This is a genomic window from Mycobacterium sp. NPDC003323 (assembly GCF_053589535.1).
The window spans coordinates 339,344-356,365 of the sequence record NZ_JBSFSB010000005.1 but is presented as its reverse complement, the minus strand read 5'-3'; the positions used below and the strand labels follow the sequence as shown (position 1 = coordinate 356,365).

Annotated in this window: 16 protein-coding genes; 5 read left to right on the top strand and 11 right to left on the bottom strand. The window is 65.6% G+C overall.

Features of this window, described 5'->3' with window-relative positions:
- Positions 1 to 437 precede the first annotated feature (437 nt).
- From ACWDUN_RS15780 to ACWDUN_RS15730, 11 genes are all read right to left on the bottom strand, one after another.
- A complete protein-coding gene (locus ACWDUN_RS15780) occupies positions 438 to 1,700 on the bottom strand; it encodes a hypothetical protein (protein WP_449930163.1) in 1,263 nt (420 codons plus the stop codon).
- A complete protein-coding gene (locus ACWDUN_RS15775) occupies positions 1,697 to 2,674 on the bottom strand; it encodes an NAD-dependent epimerase/dehydratase family protein (RefSeq protein WP_449930161.1) in 978 nt (325 codons plus the stop codon). Before ACWDUN_RS15775 ends, ACWDUN_RS15780 begins: the two co-directional genes overlap by 4 nt.
- Complete coding sequence (locus ACWDUN_RS15770) at positions 2,671 to 3,741, bottom strand: NAD-dependent epimerase/dehydratase family protein (RefSeq protein WP_449930159.1); 1,071 nt, start codon at positions 3,739 to 3,741, stop codon at positions 2,671 to 2,673. The genes ACWDUN_RS15775 and ACWDUN_RS15770 overlap by 4 nt, the downstream gene beginning before the upstream one ends.
- A gap of 3 nt (positions 3,742 to 3,744) precedes the next feature.
- Positions 3,745 to 4,590 carry a mycofactocin-coupled SDR family oxidoreductase gene (locus ACWDUN_RS15765; protein ID WP_449930157.1) on the bottom strand — a complete coding sequence of 282 codons (846 nt, stop codon included), beginning with the start codon at positions 4,588 to 4,590 and terminating at the stop codon, positions 3,745 to 3,747.
- Positions 4,591 to 4,825: 235 nt separating this feature from the next.
- Positions 4,826 to 5,536: a TetR/AcrR family transcriptional regulator gene (locus ACWDUN_RS15760; protein WP_449930155.1), complete on the bottom strand. Its 711-nt coding sequence runs from the start codon at positions 5,534 to 5,536 to the stop codon at positions 4,826 to 4,828.
- 198 nt (positions 5,537 to 5,734) lie between these two features.
- Positions 5,735 to 6,514 carry an acyl-CoA dehydrogenase family protein gene (locus ACWDUN_RS15755; RefSeq protein WP_449930201.1) on the bottom strand — a complete coding sequence of 260 codons (780 nt, stop codon included), beginning with the start codon at positions 6,512 to 6,514 and terminating at the stop codon, positions 5,735 to 5,737.
- 23 nt (positions 6,515 to 6,537) lie between these two features.
- Entirely contained in the window at positions 6,538 to 7,659 is a 1,122-nt protein-coding gene (locus ACWDUN_RS15750) for an acyl-CoA dehydrogenase family protein (protein WP_449930153.1), read from the bottom strand.
- Entirely contained in the window at positions 7,656 to 8,087 is a 432-nt protein-coding gene (locus ACWDUN_RS15745) for a nuclear transport factor 2 family protein (RefSeq protein ID WP_449930151.1), read from the bottom strand. Before ACWDUN_RS15745 ends, ACWDUN_RS15750 begins: the two co-directional genes overlap by 4 nt.
- Positions 8,071 to 9,315: an amidohydrolase family protein gene (locus ACWDUN_RS15740; protein ID WP_449930149.1), complete on the bottom strand. Its 1,245-nt coding sequence runs from the start codon at positions 9,313 to 9,315 to the stop codon at positions 8,071 to 8,073. Before ACWDUN_RS15740 ends, ACWDUN_RS15745 begins: the two co-directional genes overlap by 17 nt.
- Before the next feature lie 2 nt (positions 9,316 to 9,317).
- Positions 9,318 to 9,647, bottom strand: coding sequence for a hypothetical protein (locus tag ACWDUN_RS15735; RefSeq protein WP_449930147.1), 330 nt, complete (start codon positions 9,645 to 9,647; stop codon positions 9,318 to 9,320).
- Positions 9,640 to 10,977, bottom strand: coding sequence for an aromatic ring-hydroxylating oxygenase subunit alpha (locus ACWDUN_RS15730; RefSeq protein WP_449930145.1), 1,338 nt, complete (start codon positions 10,975 to 10,977; stop codon positions 9,640 to 9,642). Before ACWDUN_RS15730 ends, ACWDUN_RS15735 begins: the two co-directional genes overlap by 8 nt.
- A gap of 289 nt (positions 10,978 to 11,266) precedes the next feature.
- Here ACWDUN_RS15730 and ACWDUN_RS15725 point away from each other — a divergent pair, with 289 nt between their 5' ends.
- The 5 genes from ACWDUN_RS15725 to ACWDUN_RS15705 all read left to right on the top strand — a co-directional run bounded on the left by ACWDUN_RS15725 (position 11,267) and on the right by ACWDUN_RS15705 (position 17,017).
- Positions 11,267 to 12,565 carry an amidohydrolase family protein gene (locus ACWDUN_RS15725; RefSeq protein ID WP_449930143.1) on the top strand — a complete coding sequence of 433 codons (1,299 nt, stop codon included), beginning with the start codon at positions 11,267 to 11,269 and terminating at the stop codon, positions 12,563 to 12,565.
- 82 nt (positions 12,566 to 12,647) lie between these two features.
- The gene (locus tag ACWDUN_RS15720) at positions 12,648 to 13,826 is read left to right on the top strand and encodes an acyl-CoA dehydrogenase family protein (protein WP_449930199.1); all 1,179 of its coding nucleotides are present in this window, start codon (positions 12,648 to 12,650) and stop codon (positions 13,824 to 13,826) included.
- 45 nt (positions 13,827 to 13,871) lie between these two features.
- Positions 13,872 to 15,077, top strand: a complete 1,206-nt coding sequence (locus ACWDUN_RS15715) for a CaiB/BaiF CoA transferase family protein (RefSeq protein ID WP_449930141.1) — start codon at positions 13,872 to 13,874, stop codon at positions 15,075 to 15,077.
- Positions 15,074 to 15,868: an enoyl-CoA hydratase/isomerase family protein gene (locus tag ACWDUN_RS15710; RefSeq protein ID WP_449930139.1), complete on the top strand. Its 795-nt coding sequence runs from the start codon at positions 15,074 to 15,076 to the stop codon at positions 15,866 to 15,868. The genes ACWDUN_RS15715 and ACWDUN_RS15710 overlap by 4 nt, the downstream gene beginning before the upstream one ends.
- Positions 15,869 to 15,871: 3 nt before the next feature.
- Positions 15,872 to 17,017, top strand: a complete 1,146-nt coding sequence (locus tag ACWDUN_RS15705; RefSeq protein ID WP_449930137.1) for a thiolase family protein — start codon at positions 15,872 to 15,874, stop codon at positions 17,015 to 17,017.
- Positions 17,018 to 17,022: the final 5 nt, after the last annotated feature.

The window sequence follows — 17,022 nt, the reverse complement described above, 5'->3', positions numbered from 1 at the left end:
AGAACGTCGAGACCGCCCCGCGAGGCGCGTCGTCGGGCCACTGGGCGATCGCCAGGCGGACACGAGGATCGATGGGTTCATTGACAGCCACCACCCAAGCCTCGAGGCAGAAGTGTCACCACCGAGACCCCTCAAAGTGTCACCGATGTCCTGATGCAGAACTGTCACCGATGTCTTGAGACATAACATCAGCTCTATGCAAGGGGTTTCCACGACTAATATTGCGGACAGCTCTGCATCAGGACATCGGTGACACTTCGAAGAATCTCGGTGGTGTCGCCTCGGCATCGAGTTCGGCCTAACTGCGTACCGGTATGTAATGCCTCGCGACACCCGTGGCACTTCGGCGCGGATCGTTTACCCTCGGCGACGGCTGACTCGCCTCGTCGCAAGCGCGCTGAGCGATGAGTTGGAGACCTGAACAGGTGACCGCGACCCTATCCAGGAATCCGCCCCAACAATGCACCGACATCCGCTCCTGCCCAGAGCTGCAACACATTCGACAACATCAACAGCGGAGCACGTAACGCCTCGTTGTCGCTGATCCGCGGATCATGCCGGTCGGCGACATCGGTCAGATTCGGAAGCGCTGCGCTCACCAGCCGGGGTGTGTCCAGCAGCCAGGCCACCCCCATCACGGTGGCATAGAGCGCCAGCTGGGTGTGCAGCAGCTCGACATCCAGCGCGGGGCCGCCCGCGGCGAGCACCTCGGCGACGAAATGGTCGAGCAGTTCGTCGAGATGTAGCCGCCACAGCTCGGTCTCGGCACTGCACAACGCTCCCCACAGTGCCATCGCCACATTCATGACGCTGACACAGCCCCAGTCCATCAGGCCGCAGCGCAGCGCGCCGCCGGGTTCCCGCCAGAACCACGCATTGTCGACGTTGGCATTCCAATGACACAGCGCTTGGTGGGCTTCGGTGCGTTGCAACCAGGCCATCACGGCATCCTCTGCCGCCGCGATGCGGCCGACATCGGTGATCAGGCGATCGATGAACCTCGGCACGTCGGGCAGCAGTCCCGGGTGCGCCCCGGAGAAGTCCGCGAGCCGACGGACACGTTCGATCAGCTCGGCTTCGTCGCTTGGGACACGCTGTCCGACGGTCACTCGATCCGCATCGAACGCGAACTCGGTGTCCACCGACGATGGCAGCCGACCCGATCGATGCGTGCCTGCCAGCCGGGCCACGGCCGTCAGCAGTGCCCGGTAATGTCCGAGCTGATCGGGCATCTGGTGGTCCAGGCACTTCTCGTAATGCCGTTCGACCGTGCCGATTTCGTAGCCGATGCGTTCGGTGATCAGGATTCCGGTGCAGGATTCCTGCTGATAAGCGGCGAACACGCAGACCGGAACCGCGACCGGTAGCGCCACGGTCCTCGACAGTACGGCGAAGCGCACCTCAAGGTCCATCTGGGACTTGCCGCGGTCACGGCGGGCATTGTCGAAGTCGCGCGAGAACTTCACGAACAGGCCGTTGGGCGGACCCGGTCGGAGGTACTCGACGTCCAGCATTGCCTTCCGACCGGTGCTGCCGCCGCCGCACTCCTCGAAGCGGGTCACTGCGGTGACCCGGTTGTCGCCGGCCAGCGAACCGAACGCGCGCATCGCACCGGTGAGGAACTCCGCGCCCGCCTCTCGCAGTGCATCCGGTTCGGCCGGGAACTGCAGGCCGTCGTCGGTGGCCGCCCAGCGGGTCACCGGCGGTGGTCCATGAAGAAGCCGACGGCGCGCCGAATGGAGTCCCGCACCGGTTCGGGTTGCCAGCCGAGATCGCGCACCGCCTTGGAATGATCCAACGGGCCCATGTTCTCGACGATGCGCATGCCGGCTGCGGCGAACGGAAGGTCGCGGTCCAGTACGCGAGCCGCCACGTCGTTGAGCCGGGCCCCGGCATGCAGGACCGAAAAAGGGATGCCGATGCGTGGCGTGCGCACGCCGGCGGCCTCGGCGGCAACGGAATGCAGTTCGCGGCAACTCATATAGCGGTCGGAGATGATGTACCGCTCACCACTGAGACCCTTCTCGGCGGCGAGCAGCATGGCCCGTGCCGCGTCCTCGATACCCACCACCTCTTGCGAGTATCCGAAGTAGCACGGAAATCTGCCGGCGGCCACCATGGCCAGCACCCCACCGTGCGGTGTGGGCTGCCAGTCACCGGGTCCGTAGGTGGTGGAGATGCACATCGCGACTGCGGGCAGTCCGTGCGCGCGGGCGTAGTCGAGCACCAGATTCTCGGCGGCCCGGCGTGATTCGATATATGGCCCGCCGCCGTCCCAGTCGACCTCATCGTCCTCGGTGACCGGACGCCCGCACGGTGCGGCCATGGTTCCGGCAGTGCTGGTGAAGACGAACTTCTCCACCCCGGTGGCCAAGGCCGCGTCCAAGACGCGGTGCAGGCCCTCGACGTTGGTGGAGAACAGCGCGGCCGGATCGCGCAGCCACATCCGCGCATCGACGACGCAGTAGTAGACCACGTCGACACCCGTCATCGCCGCGCGTAGCGCCTCGTCGTCGAAAAGCCCGCCGTAACAACGCTCCACGGTCAGATCGTCGATCCCACGGGTATCGCTGGTGGGGCGCAGCATGACCCGTACATCGTCACCGCGCCGAACCAGCTGGCGGGTCACGTGCGAGCCGAGAAAGCCGCTGGCGCCCATCACCAGCGCGGTCATACCGGTGGGGTGTCCGGACCGGTGTCGCCGAGGCGGGCACTGAGCGCACCCCACGGGTCGGCGTACCGACCGGGAGAGTTCCGGTAGGCGCCCTGGCGCGCGACGAACGCCCGGGCCAGTGGTGCGATCAACCGGGACGGGTGACGTTTCCAGCCCGTCTGCGCGTGGATCTCATCGAGCATGTCCGGCCACGAATGATGTTGGAACTTCAGCATCTGCTGGGCACGGGTGGTGTCCATCCAATCAGTGATGAACCAATCGTCGTCACTGTCGGGGTTTCCCGGCCGCCCCGGTGGTATGACGCCGGGCAGTCCGCGTGCGGCCGCCAGCGACGGCCCGACATCACCTTGGCGCATCCGGTGAGTGTCATCGCCGGCGATCAACAGGATCTCGCCGATCACGTCGGCGACCGTCGCAGTGGCGAATGCGCTTGCCACATCGCGGACATCCACCATGTGAATGCGGTTGTCGACGGGCAGGGCGCTCTCGAAATACAACGCGTCCATCGTGAACGGCAGCGCGGACATGTCAGTGCTCATCACACCGCCGAGGCGCAGTACGACCCAGTTCAGGGTCGACGCACGCACGTACGCCTCGGATTCCAGCTTGTGTTGCCCGTAGAGTTCGGTGGGCCGCGGGGCAGTGTCGGCGCTCACCGGCTCGGTGTGACGATGCGGGTTACGTGAGCCGTAGACGGCGTTGCTGGAGGCCTGGACGAAACGAGGCGGCTTCGCCGCGGCCGTTGCGGCGTCGACGAGCGTCTTGGTCGCTTCGACGTTGACCTTGCGGGCCAGCGACCGATTGCGATAGATCGGCGGCGGAATGATCGCCGCCAGATGCACGATGGCATCCGGGGCGACCTCGTCGATCAGCCGGGTGACCTCCTGTGGCGTCGTCAAATCTGCCCAATGCGCACGCGCTCCGCTCGGAAGCGCCTGTGCCCTTGCCCGATTCGCCTCGGTGCCGAGATCTGTCGCGACAACGGTGCGACCCTCGGCCGCGAGCGCCTTGACGGTGGCCGAACCGACCAGGCCGAACGCCCCGGTAACCAGGACGGTATCGGACATCGGTTACTTGAGGCAGCTACCGGCGTCGACCGGAAGGGTCACCCCGGTCACGTAGCGGGCTTCGTCGGAGGCCAGGAACAACACCGCGTTGCTGATGTCCACGGCATCCACCCACGGGATCGGCAGGGTGTGGAACAGCTGGCAGATCGGCGCCATGTCATCGGGCCCCGGGTTCTCCAGGTCGGGCCGGAACATCTTGAAGGTGCCCTCGTTGTGCAGCATCTGGGTGCTGACGTGGGTGGGGTGCACCGAGTTGACCCGGATGTTGTGCTGGCCGAGTTCCACGGCGAAACCGCGCATCAGCCCCACCACACCATGCTTGGCCGCCACGTAGTTGCCGCAGTGCGGGTAGGCCTTCAAGCCGCCCACCGAGCTGGTGAGGACGATCGACCCGCCCTGTCCTCCTGAGATGATGTGCGGGACAGCGGCTTTGACGGACTTCCAGACACCGGAGAGATTGATGTCGATCATCTCGTCCCAGTCCAGTTCGCTGGTCTCGTGCAGGACGTCGCCACCGTTGCCGATGCCGGCGTTGGCAACGACGATATCGAGGCGGCCCAGCTGCTCGACCCCGCTGTCGACGGCAGCCTTGACCGCCGCGGCGTCGCGCACGTCGACCTCGGCGGTGACGATGCGCCGGTTCAGACCCTTGACCAAGTTGGCCGTCTCGGCCAGATCATCGGGGGTCGACGCCGGGATCGCGGTGTCGACGCCGGGCCGGATCGGTCCGGCGATGTCGATCGCGATGATGTCGGCGCCCTCTTCGGCCAGTCGCACGGCGTGACTGCGACCCTGTCCACGAGCTGCGCCGGTGATGAATGCGACCTTGCCTTCTACCCGCCCTGCCATGTTTCCTCGATTCTGTACGAACGCGTTCCGCCGCGGACTGCTTGGCACTTGCTCAGCACTCTGTCACCGGCGGCGATCCGTGTCAACGACAGATCCGAAACGGAACATTTGTACTCTTCGCTTAGAAGAATCTGATTCTCGCATTGCGATGCCGACGCGACCGTGGGAGGCGTGCGGCGGACATGCCGAACACCGGCCGATGCACGAGCATCGACCGGCGAGCAGGGAGGAGAAATCAGTCTTCGGTGGTGAAACCGTGTGCCACGAAGTCCCACACCTCGGCGGCGGTGATCGGCTTGTTGGTGGCGTCATCGCTGCCACTGGACTGCGCCACGAACATCACGGTCTGCATCGTCATCGCCGCCATCCGGCGCGGGTTGATCGACGGACGCAACCGGCCTGCCGCGGCGGCCTCTTCCATCAACTCGGTGAGCAGCACCAGCAGTGGTGCGTGCGCCACCTTGACCTCCGACGGGTGCGAGACCAGCAGTCGAGGGGCGAAGTCGGTGAACAGCGGGCGCTTGGCGGTCGGGTCCGGGCGCGATGATTCGAACAGCAACTCGATGGCGACCTTGAGTCGCTCGATCGGATCGGTCTGGCTGGCCGTCGCGGCCCGGATCTGGTCCGCCGACCGGCTCAGTGCGTCCTCGAACAAGGCCAACAGCAGTTCGTGCTTACCGTCGAACTGGAGGTAGAAACTGCGCAACGACTGGCGGGACCGGTCGACGACCTCCTGCACGGTGAAATCCGTGCTGCCCTTCTCGATGATGATCGACTGGGCGGCGTCGAGGAAGCGCTGGACGCGTTGAGCGGCACGCAGTTTGGCGGTCTTGATGGACCGCTCGACGGCGCGCTGCTTCCAGGCGGGTTCTTCGCTTGCGCTGGTCACCGACGCCTCACCAGTGGGGAGAACATGAATGGACTGTACCGGAGAATGCCTGGGCATTGCTTCGCTCCACCCCCTCGCGACGGACGTGTCGGAGACTCTAGCTTTCTCATGGCGAGAATACTATTCTCATTTACGCAGTTTCAGAAGACCTACCGGGAAACCGGCTTTCCCTGTCCTGCGAAGTCCGCCACGAACACTACCTCGGGCCGACGAATCATGCTCCGAGCAGGACAAACGGGGTACCTGCAGGTGGTGCTAGAGCTGAGCCAACCGGGGTGCCGAGCCGCGGGCCCGCAAACCCGCACCGGCCTTGCGGGTCAGTTCGCGGGAGTTGCCCAGTAGCCCATCGAGCACCATCACGCGTTTCACATGGTGGTGTAGATCATGTTCGGCGGTGAATCCGATACCTGCCAACACCTGCTGGCAATGCTTGGCCGCGGTCAGCGCGGCCTTGCCGGCGGCGGCCTTGGCCAGCAGGGCGGTGAGGTCGGGATTGTCCACCGGGGGCAGCGTCAGGGTCGCCTCGGCGCCCTCGATCGCCACCAGCGTCTCGGCCAACCGGTGGCGCACCGCCTGGAACGACGCGATCGGCTTGCCGAACTGCACGCGGTCCAGCGCGTGGGTGCGGGCCAGGTTCAACATCGCCCGCGCCGACCCGAGCAGCCACCAGCTCACCGCGATGCGGGCCTCGGCGATGCGGATCGGGTAACCCTCCTCTTCCGGGAACAGCGGCAGTCCCCCCAGCGTCGCCGACGGTCGCGGGTCGGCACTGCGATCCCACACCACCCAGGTGTTGTTGGCGTAGGGCAACGGCAGTTCGACGGTGTCGCCGATGGTGTTGCCGGTGGCGTTGAGCACCACGTCGACCAGAACCGAGGCGTGCGAACCGGTTTCACCCAGCAGGCGGAACACCAGCGGAACCGCCAGCTCCGGCATGTCGGTGAGCATTTCGGCCCAGCCCATTTCGGCCAGCGCCGCGTCCAGCTCGGCACCCGATTCGGCGAGCATGGTCTTACGCAGCGTGTCTTCGAGCATCTCGACGTCACGGGTATCCACGGTTACTCCTTCCCGAGATCCAGCAGCCGACGGGCGATGATGTTGCGCTGCACCTCAGCCGTCCCGCCGTAGATGGTGGCCGCCCGCGAATACAAGAACTCGGTGCGCCATTCGTTGTCGTCCAGTTCGATGAGACCGGGTTGTAGATCGCGCACCGTGTCATAGAGCCGTTGTTCGGCCCCGGCGAGCAGGACCTTGTCGACGGAGGTGTCCGCGCCGAGCTTGTGCCCCTCTGCGAGACGGTGCTGGGTCGCGCGCGACCGGCAGCGCAGCGTGTGCAGGGCCAGGTAGGTCTCACCGAGATCGGTGTCGACGCTCGAACCCTGCCGCTTGACGTCCTCGATCAACGCGTCGAAACGCGAGTAGAGGTAGGCGATGCGCTGCCAGAAGCAGGTGGAGCGCTCGTATGGCAGCAGGTCCATCGCCAACTGCCAGCCGTCGCCGGGCTTTCCGAGCATCCGGTCCGCACCGACCACCACATCGTCGAAGTAGACCTCACAGAATTCGTCGACGCCGTGCATGGTGTGCAGCGGGCGCACGCTGATGCCCGGGGTGTCGACGTCGACGAAGAACGCCGTGATCGCCTCATGGCTGGGTACACCGGCGCCGCCCGTTCGGGTCAACAGGATGCAGCGATGGGAGAACTGGGCGAAGCTGGTCCACACCTTCTGGCCGTTGATGATCCAGCGATCACCGTTCTGCACGGCTTTGGTGGTCAGCGAGGCGAGATCGCTGCCCGAGCCCGGCTCGGAGAATCCCTGGCACCACTGCTCTTCCCCGGACAGCAGCTTGGGCACCATCTCGGCGGCGAGTTCGGGGGAGGCGTAGGCGATCATCGTCGGGGCCAGCACCTCGAGCATCGAGTACGGTCCGGGTTCGGCCAGTCGCCGGCCCACCACCTCCTCGCCGACGATGGCGCGCAGAATCGCCGGGCCACCGAGTCCGCCGGCGTGCTCGGGCCAGCCGTAGCGGCTCCAGCCCGCGTCGTACAACGCCCTCTGCACCCGGGCGAACTGGCGGATGTGCCCCTGCAGCGAATGGTCGTCCGGGGCGGTGAGGTCGTTCTCGCCCAACCATTCCTGCAGGGCCGCGCGGAACGTTGCGGGATCGTGGAGATCGCTCATGCCGACGGCCTCCCGATCGCGTGCGGCTTACCGTGGTCATGGGCACCGCTGCGGCGGATGAAGGTCATGGCCCTGGTTTGCAGCCGCCAACCGGCGTCGGTACGCACGTACGTGTCGCGGTAATAGCCGATCCGCATGTCGTGGGCCGAATGCTCGATGAAGCACAGCGGCTGGGTGCCACTGGCCTCATCCGCCCCCTCGGCGAGGTCGACCAGAGCCGTCCCGGTCATGAACAGACCCTTGGGCGCGGCGTCGACCAGCACCGGAAACCGTTCCAGCGCATATGTTTCGCCGAAGGCGCTGTAGGTACCATCCGGGGTGAACACGCTGACCAGGCCGTCGATGTCACCCTGGGTGATGGTCACCGCGTACTTGGCGAGCAGCTGTTGGATCTCGACCAGATCGTCGGTCTTACTTGGCGTAGTCATTGCGGTAGACCTTACCCCCCTTCATTACAAATGTGACATCCCGTGTAACGGCGATATCTTGGAGTGGGTCGCCGGGCACGGCGATGATGTCGGCCAGATACCCGTCCGCCAGTCGCCCGAGAACCTTGGAGTTGATCAGATCGGCGGCGATGGTGGTGGCCGAGCGCAGGACCGCGGCCGGCGGCATACCCCATTCCACGAGGGTGACCAGTTCATCGGCGTTCTTGCCGTGCGGGATGGCCGGCGCATCGGTGCCGACCGCGATCTTGACTCCCGCTTCGTAGGCCGCCTTGATCGAGGTCTCCGCCTTGGGGAACATCTCGGCGGCCTTGTCCTGCAATTCCTTCGGGGCCTTCGAGACGTCCATGGCCTGGGCCAGCCTGCGCGTGGTCACCAGGAACCGGTCGTTGTCGACCAGCATCTGGATCGCCTCGTCGTCCATCAGGAAGCCGTGCTCGATACAGTCGATACCGCAGGCCACCGCATGCTTGACGGCCTCGGCGCCATGGGTGTGTGCGGCGACCCGCAGGCCGCGGCGATGCGCCTCGTCGACGATCGCCCGCAGCTCCTCGTCCGAATAGTGCTGTGCGCCCGCTTCTCCGGTCAGCGACATGACGCCGCCGGATACGCAGACCTTGATCAATTGAGCGCCGTGCTTGATCTGATAGCGCACCGCCTTGCGGATCTCGTCGACACCGTTGGCGATGCCCTCTTCGACGGTCAGTTCCAAGGCTCCCGGCATGAACGCGGCGAACATGGTCGGATCGAGGTGACCGCCGGTGGGGGTGATGGCATGCCCGGCCGGGACGATGCGTGGACCCTCGACCCAACCGGCGTCGATCGCCTTGCCGAGTGCCACATCCAACAGATAGCCACCGGTTTTGACGAACAGGCCGAGGTTGCGGACCGTGGTGAAACCGGCACGCAGCGTGCGCCGGGCGTTGCCGACCGCGCGCAACACCCGGGTCGGGGGGTCGTCTTGCACCTGGGACAGGCCGGGGTTCTCACCGCGGCCGCCCATGAGGAGATTGACCTCCATGTCCATCAACCCGGGCAACAGGATCGCATCACCCAGATCGATGATGTCGCCGGCGTCGGCTGAGCCGACGATGTCATCGAGATCTCCGCCGACGCCGACAATGCGGTCTCCGTCGACACGAACGATGCCGGGGCGAACAATCGCCCCGGCATCGACGTCGACCAGACCCGCAGCTTTGAGGGTCAGCACGACTAGACCACCGGCTCCTTGATGAGGTTGATATAGGCCGCACCGCTGTCGAGGACGCGGGGCTGCTTCCACACCTCGATGGGAAAGCTCACCATCACGATCGACTGGCCCAGGTGCACCAGCGCCTTGGCGTCATCGGGCATGCTCGCCAGCGGGAACCGCGCGTCGACGTAGACCATGATGTCCTCCAGGCGGGCCATCCCGGCATCGTAGAGCTCCTGCATCTCGTCCATCGTGGAGTTCAGCCGCTTCTGGTAGCGCTCCTCCTCGGTGGGCAGACACCAGTCGCTGAACTGCTCCAGGTCGGCGAATTCGTCGGGCAGCTTAGACATTTGCGGGATCCTTCTCGGTCGTCTTGAGTGCTGAACCGTTCGTCGAGCCGTTCTTGGCCGCCATGGCTTCCTTGTACCGGTCGACATACTTGTGCGCGGTGTGGTGCAGGTGGCGCAGCAGGATCTCCTGGTCGCACAGCGGGAAGTCGAGCACGGCGCGGGTGCCGATCTGGGTCTGGGTGGCCTCCAGGGTGTTGGCGTCCTGGAAGGCGTACTCCTTGAACGTCACCGCGGCGAGCTCCTGTGAGAGACGCTCGCGCAGGTTCTTCGGCGGCACGAAGTACAGGTCGGCCTCGAAGATGTGGGTGTCCACCCCGGTGGGCCAGTAGTTGTAGGTGAGATACCAGCCCGGCACCCAGAACAGCAGGGTGAAGTTCGGGAAGAACTCGAAAGAGTCCTGGCCCCAGGTCTTGTGGCGGCCGGGATTGATGGCCGGCGGCAGTTCGTCGGGCAGAATGCCCTCGATGTCGGGACGGTCCCACGGCCCGAACAGACCACTGTGCAGGATCCGCTCGATGGGCTTGACCATCTTCAGGTCCTTCGGCGGGCTCATGCCACCCCAGGACGAGATCATCGAATGGTCACCCTTGATGTCGTAGTGCAGTGCCTCGAAGCCGAACTTGGCCAGCTTCTCGGCCTCCTCCTTCTCCGCCTGCTTCATGTGCAGGATCGGAGCGTGGTAGAACTCGACGAACGCGTCGATGAACAGCTTCCAGTTCGCCTTGATCTCCGAGCGGTAGCTGTAGTGCTCGGTCATCTCGTGGAACGGATAGCCCTTCAGGCCCTGACCGAATTCTCCGAGGTACTCCTCAAGCGAGACCGCGTCGTCGTCGAAGTTGACGAAGATGAAGCCCTCCCACACCTCGCAGCGCACCGGCTTGAGCGGGTAGTCGGCCTTGTCGAGGTCGAAGAACTCCTGCTCCTGCTGGACGAAGGTGAGATCGCCCTTGAGGTCGTAACGCCAGGCGTGGTACTTGCAGACGAACTGGCGGCAGCTGCCCGAGACCTCTTCGCCCGGATAGTCGTTCCACACCAGCTTGTTGCCGCGGTGGCGGCACAGGTTGTAGAAGGCGCGGATCTGCTCACCGTCGTTGACGATGACGATCGACGTGCCCGGCCCGACCGACGGCAGTTCGCGGGTGATGTAGCGGCCCTTCTTGGGCACCAGCTCCACCCGACCCATCTGCAACCAGGTCTTACGGAAGATGGCCTGCTGCTCGAGCTTCCAGTGCTCCGGGTCGATCGAGTCCTCGTAGTTGACCGGGGCGGTCCCGAGCTCGGGCCAGTTCTCGGTCCAGCTGCCGGCAGCCGGTTTCGGGAAAAATGCCACGGTGTACCTCTCCTGTGTGCGATGTGGTGGGGACGAATCCGGCCGTGCGCCGAGGTCGTCTTCTCCGGTACGAGAATCATATTCTCATATCTGACTAACAGATTTCCACTCTCGCGTCGTAAGGTCAATAGTGCAGGCCCGGCGACGTGGCCCAATTGGCGCGGGTGTCGGGCAAAACAGCGCGGTCAGGGGCGCTCGGACGGCTTGCGGACGTTGATTCTCGTCGCGCGAGAAGTTAGTTTGCATTGTTAGAGAACCCCAGATCGGCGATCGGCGAAAGGGACCAGCCGTGCATATCGACGACATGATTCTGATCAGCGTGGACGACCACATCATCGAACCGCCGGACATGTTCGCCAACCACCTGCCCGAGAAATACCGGGACGAGGCGCCGCGGTTGGTGCACAACCCCGACGGCTCGGACACCTGGCAGTTCCGCGACACCGTGATCCCGAACGTCGCACTCAACGCCGTCGCCGGCCGGCCGAAGGAGGAGTACGGCCTGGAGCCCCAGGGGCTCGACGAGATCCGCAAGGGTTGCTACGACGCCGCCGAACGCGTCAAGGACATGAACGCCGGCGGGGTGCTGGCCACGATGAACTTCCCGTCCTTCCCGGGGTTCGCGGCGCGGCTGTTCGCCACCGAGGACGCCGACTTCTCGCTGGCGCTCGTTCAGGCCTACAACGATTGGCACATCGATGAGTGGTGCGGTTCGCACCCGGGGCGGTTCATCCCGATGGCCATCCCGGCGATCTGGGACCCGCAGTTGTGCGCCCAGGAGGTCCGCCGGGTCTCCGAGAAGGGCGTGCACTCGCTGACCTTCACCGAGAATCCGGCGGCGCTCGGTTATCCGAGCTTCCACGATCTGGAGTACTGGAAGCCGTTGTGGGATGCGCTGGTCGACACCGACACCGTGATGAACGTGCACATCGGATCCTCGGGCCGGCTCGCGATCACCGCCCCGGACGCACCGATGGACGTGATGATCACCCTGCAGCCGATGAACATCGTCCAGGCCGCCGCGGACCTGCTGTGGTCGGCGCCCATCAAGGCCTACCCGGATCTGAAGATCGCACTGAGTGAGGGTGGCACCGGGTGGATCCCGTACTTCCTGGACCGGGTGGACCGCACCTATGAGATGCACTCGACCTGGACGCACCAGGACTTCGGCGGCAAGCTGCCCTCGGAGGTGTTCCGCGAGCACTTCATGACCTGTTTCATCTCCGACCCGGTCGGGGTGAAGAACCGGCACATGATCGGCGTGGACAACATCTGCTGGGAGATGGACTACCCGCACTCGGACTCGATGTGGCCCGGGGCGCCCGAGGAACTGCACGCCGTCTTCGACACCTACGACGTGCCCGACGACGAGATCAACAAGATCACCCACGAGAACGCGATGCGGCTGTACCACTTCGAACCCTTCACCCACATCCCGCGCGAGCAGGCCACCGTCGGCTCACTGCGCAAACAGGCTGAGGGGCACGATGTCTCGATCCAGGCGCTGAGCAATCACGAAAAGCGGGGTGGGTCCAGCGTCGCCGATTTCACCGCCAACGCGCGGGCCGTCACCGGCGTCAAGGACTAGCCCCGATTTCGAGGAGGGCACCGGCGCGCGCAGTGGTGCGCCGGTGCGTGACCATGTGAGCTGAGGAGTGCCCGTGTCCGGAATGAACTTCGAACTGACCGAGGATCAGCAGCTGATCCGCAAGTCGGTGGCCGAACTGTCGGCAAAGTTCGACGACCACTACTGGATGGAGAAGGACCAGGCCCACGAGTTCCCGACGGAGTTCTACGAGGCCATCGCTGCCGGCGGCTGGCTGGGGATGACGATCCCCGAACAGTACGGCGGGCACGGTCTGGGCATCACCGAGGCGACCATCCTGGCCGAGGAGGTGGCCCGCTCGGGCGGCGGCATGAATGCCGCCAGCTCCATCCACATGTCCATCTTCGGCATGCAGCCGGTGGTGGTCTTCGGCTCCGACGAGATGAAGGCCGAGACGCTACCGCGCATCGTCGACGGTGACCTGCACGTCTGCTTCGGGGTCACCGAACCCGGTGCCGGACTGGATACCTCGCGCATCACCACGTTCGCCAAACGCAGTGGCAGTGACTCGACCGGTGACTACATCGTCAACGGACGCAAGGTGTGGATCTCCAAGGCGCTGGAGTCGGAGAAGATCCTGTTGCTGACCCGCACGACCCCGCGCGACGAGGCGGCCAAACCCACCGACGGCCTCACCCTGTTCCTGACCGATATCGACCGTGACCACGTCGACATCCGCCCGATCAAGAAGATGGGCCGCAACGCGGTGTCCTCCAATGAGGTGTTCATCGACGACCTGCGGATTCCGGCGGCGCACCGCATCGGTGAGGAGGGCAAGGGATTCTCCTACATCCTGCACGGGCTGAATCCCGAGCGGATGCTGATCGCCGCCGAGGCGTTGGGTATCGGCCGGGTCGCCCTGGACCGTGCGGTGAAGTACGCCAATGAGCGGGTCGTGTTCGACCGTCCGATCGGGATGAACCAGGGCATCCAGTTCCCGCTGGCCGACTCGCTGGCCCGCCTCGACGCCGCCGAGCTGATCCTGCGCAAGGCCACCTGGCTCTATGACAACGGCAAATCCTGTGGACGCGAGGCCAACATGGCCAAGTATCTGTGCGCCGACGCCGGCTTCGATGCGGCCGACCGGGCGCTGCAGACCCACGGCGGGATGGGCTATTCCGAGGAGTACAACATCTCCCGGTTCTTCCGCGAGTCACGGCTGATGAAGATCGCTCCGGTCAGCCAGGAGATGATCCTGAACTTCCTGGGCGCCAACGTCCTCGGCCTGCCCAAGAGCTACTGATGGGTCCCTTCCCGCGGATCGTCGGCGGCATGGTTATGTGGCAGTGTGAGCGCACCGCTTAACGGGATCACCGTCATCGCCATGGAGCAGGCGGTGTCCGCGCCGATGTGCACCAGGGTGCTCGCCGACTTCGGCGCCCGGGTGATCAAGATCGAGAACCCCAACGGCGGGGACTTCGCCCGCGACTACGACGATGTGGTCAACGGGATGGCCGCGCACTTCGTCTGGGCCAACCGCGGCAAGGAGTCGGTGACGCTGAACCTGAAGTCGCCCGACGGTATGGCGGTGTTGCACCGCCTGCTCGACGGTGCCGACGCGTTCGTCTCCAATCTGGCCCCGGGGGCGACGGCGCGGCTGGGGCTGGGGCCGGACGATCTGCGGCAGCGCCATCCGCAGGTGATACCCGTCGAGATCGACGGCTACGGCCCGGGCGGCCCGCTGTCGGCCAAGCGCGCCTACGACCTGCTGGTGCAGGCCGAATCGGGTTCGTGCGCCGCGACCGGATATCCCGGGATGCCCGCCAAACCCGGCGCGCCGGTCGCCGATATCACCACCGGCCTGTACTCGGCGCTGTCGATCATGGCGCTGCTGCTCGGCCGGGCCCGCTCGGATGCCACCGATGCGGCGCCATCGGTGGCGGTCAGCCTGTTCGACACCATGACCGACATCATGGGCTACCAGTTGACCTACACCCAGCACTCCGGGATCGACCAGGAACCCCTGGGAATGAGCTCACCGGCGGTCGCGCCCTACGGAGCATTCCCCACCCGCGACGGGCAGACGGTCGTGCTCGGCACCACCAACGACCGGGAATGGAAGCGCCTGGCCCGTGAGATCATCGACCGGCCGGACCTGGCCGACGATGCCCGCTTCGCCACCAACCCGCAGCGCTGCGCGCACCGCGACGAGCTCAACGCCGCCATCGAATCCTGGTGTGCACACCATGATCTGGCCGATATCCAGCGGACTGCCGACGCGGCGGGCATCGGCAACTCCCGGTACAACAAGCCCAGCGAGGTCATCGCGCATCCGCATCTGCAGGCGCGCGACCGCTGGCGCCAGGTCGGCACGCCACAGGGGGAGATCGCCGCCCTGCTGCCGCCGCCGGTGATCAGCGGCCTGGAGTTGGGCATGGGCGCGGTACCGGGCCTCGGTGAGCACACCGATATGGTGCTCGGCGAACTCGGTTACAGCGCAGCCGATGTCGACGAGTTGCGTTCGGCAGGCGCGATCGGCCCGGCGTTCTCATGACATCACTGTTGGTGGACGACCGCGACGGCGTGCGCACACTCACCCTGAACCGGCCGCAGCGCAAGAATGCCATCGACGTCGAACTCTGGCACGCGTTGGCTGCCGCGCTGCGTGCCGCCGACACCGATGATGCGGTACGCGCGGTCGTCCTCACCGGTGCCGGCGGATCGTTCTGCTCGGGCGCCGATATCGGCACCGGTGAAAACGTGCACCCGCGCCGGAAACTGCAGCGGCTCACCGATGTCGCGCTGGCACTGCACAATCTGACGGTGCCGACCATCGCCAAGATCACCGGTGTCGCGGTCGGAGCCGGCTGGAATCTGGCTCTGGGCTGCGATCTGGTGGTCGCCACCCCGGAGTCCAGGTTCAGCCAGATCTTCGCCAAGCGCGGACTGTCGGTGGATCTGGGCGGCTCCTGGCTGCTGCCGAAACTTGTCGGCCTGCAGCAGGCCAAACGGCTGGTGCTGCTGGCCGACATGATCGATGCCGCCGAGGCGCACGAGCTCGGACTGGTCACCTGGGTGCGCGAGGCCGGTGAGATCGACGAGTTCGTCGATGCGTTGGCGCGGCGACTGGCCGATGGGCCACCGTTCGCGCTGGCACAGAGCAAGGCGTTGCTCAACGACGGCACCGCCGCCACCTTCGCCGAGGCGCTGGCCAATGAGGCACGTGCTCAGCCCGGCAATTTCGCCACAGCAGACTCGGGGGAGGCGTACGCGGCGTTCGCCGCGAAACGTGACCCGTCATTCACAGGAAGCTGGGCGGTACCGCCCGCCGGTACGAAGGAGTAACTCATGCGTGAGACCGTCATCGTCGGAGCCGTGCGCACCCCGGTCGGGAAACGTAACGGCGCACTGTCCGATCAGCATGCCGCCGACCTGTCCGCCCTGGTGCTCAACGAGCTGTCCGAACGCACCGGGGTGGACCCGTCGCTGATCGACGATGTGGTGTGGGGCTGTGTATCCCAGGTGGGCGATCAGTCCAGCAATATCGGCCGTTACGCGGTGCTGGCGGCCGGCTGGCCCGAGAGCATCCCTGGAACCACGGTCAACCGGGCCTGCGGATCCAGCCAGCAGGCACTGGATTTCGCTGTCCAGGCCGTCATGTCGGGCCAGCAGGACGTGGTGGTGGCCGGGGGTGTGGAGGTGATGAGCCGGGTCCCGCTGGGCTCGGCACGCGCCACCGGGCAGCCGTACGGACCGAAAGTGCTTGCCCGCTATGACGATTTCTCGTTCAATCAAGGCATCTCGGCCGAGATGATCTGCCAGAAATGGGATCTGTCCCGGACCCGGTGTGACGAGTACTCGGCACAGTCGCACGAGCGGGCCGCCGCCGCGCAGGACGCCGGCGCCTTCACCGACCAGATCGTGCCGGTGTTCACCGAATCCGACGTCGTCACGGATGACGAGGGAATCCGCCGCGGCACCACCGTCGAGAAATTGGCCGGTCTCAAACCGGCGTTCACCGAGGACGGCGTCATCCACGCCGGGAACTCCTCGCAGATCTCCGACGGTGCCGCGGCGCTGCTGGTGATGTCGGCCGATCAGGCGCTCAACCTCGGCCTGACCCCGCTTGTGCGTTACCGCGCGGGCGCGGTCACCGGTGCAGATCCGGTGCTGATGCTGACCGGCCCCATCCCGGCGACGGAGAAGGTACTGCACAAGGCCGGTGTCGGGATCGACGAGGTCGGCGTGTTCGAGGTCAACGAGGCCTTCGCGCCGGTTCCGCTGGCGTGGCTCGCCGAGACCGGCGTGGACGAGGCCAGGCTGAATCCGCTGGGCGGGGCGATCGCACTCGGGCATCCGCTCGGGGCATCCGGTGCGGTGCTGATGACCCGGATGATCCATCACATGCGCGACAACGGCATTCGGTACGGGCTGCAGACGATGTGTGAGGGCGGCGGTACCGCCAACGCCACGCTGGTCGAGCTCGTCTCCTGAGCGAA

Excerpts from the sequence above, each read along its gene's own strand:
- ACWDUN_RS15775 (WP_449930161.1), bottom strand. The coding sequence starts at position 2,674 with ATGACCGCGCTGGTGATGGGCGCCAGCGGCTTTCTCGGCTCGCACGTG.
- ACWDUN_RS15770 (WP_449930159.1), bottom strand. The coding sequence starts at position 3,741 with ATGTCCGATACCGTCCTGGTTACCGGGGCGTTCGGCCTGGTCGGTTCG.
- ACWDUN_RS15765 (WP_449930157.1), bottom strand. The coding sequence starts at position 4,590 with ATGGCAGGGCGGGTAGAAGGCAAGGTCGCATTCATCACCGGCGCAGCT.
- ACWDUN_RS15760 (WP_449930155.1), bottom strand. The coding sequence starts at position 5,536 with ATGCCCAGGCATTCTCCGGTACAGTCCATTCATGTTCTCCCCACTGGT.
- ACWDUN_RS15755 (WP_449930201.1), bottom strand. The coding sequence starts at position 6,514 with ATGCTCGAAGACACGCTGCGTAAGACCATGCTCGCCGAATCGGGTGCC.
- ACWDUN_RS15750 (WP_449930153.1), bottom strand. The coding sequence starts at position 7,659 with ATGAGCGATCTCCACGATCCCGCAACGTTCCGCGCGGCCCTGCAGGAA.
- ACWDUN_RS15745 (WP_449930151.1), bottom strand. The coding sequence starts at position 8,087 with ATGACTACGCCAAGTAAGACCGACGATCTGGTCGAGATCCAACAGCTG.
- ACWDUN_RS15735 (WP_449930147.1), bottom strand. The coding sequence starts at position 9,647 with ATGTCTAAGCTGCCCGACGAATTCGCCGACCTGGAGCAGTTCAGCGAC.
- ACWDUN_RS15720 (WP_449930199.1), top strand. The coding sequence starts at position 12,648 with ATGAACTTCGAACTGACCGAGGATCAGCAGCTGATCCGCAAGTCGGTG.
- ACWDUN_RS15710 (WP_449930139.1), top strand. The coding sequence starts at position 15,074 with ATGACATCACTGTTGGTGGACGACCGCGACGGCGTGCGCACACTCACC.
- ACWDUN_RS15705 (WP_449930137.1), top strand. The coding sequence starts at position 15,872 with ATGCGTGAGACCGTCATCGTCGGAGCCGTGCGCACCCCGGTCGGGAAA.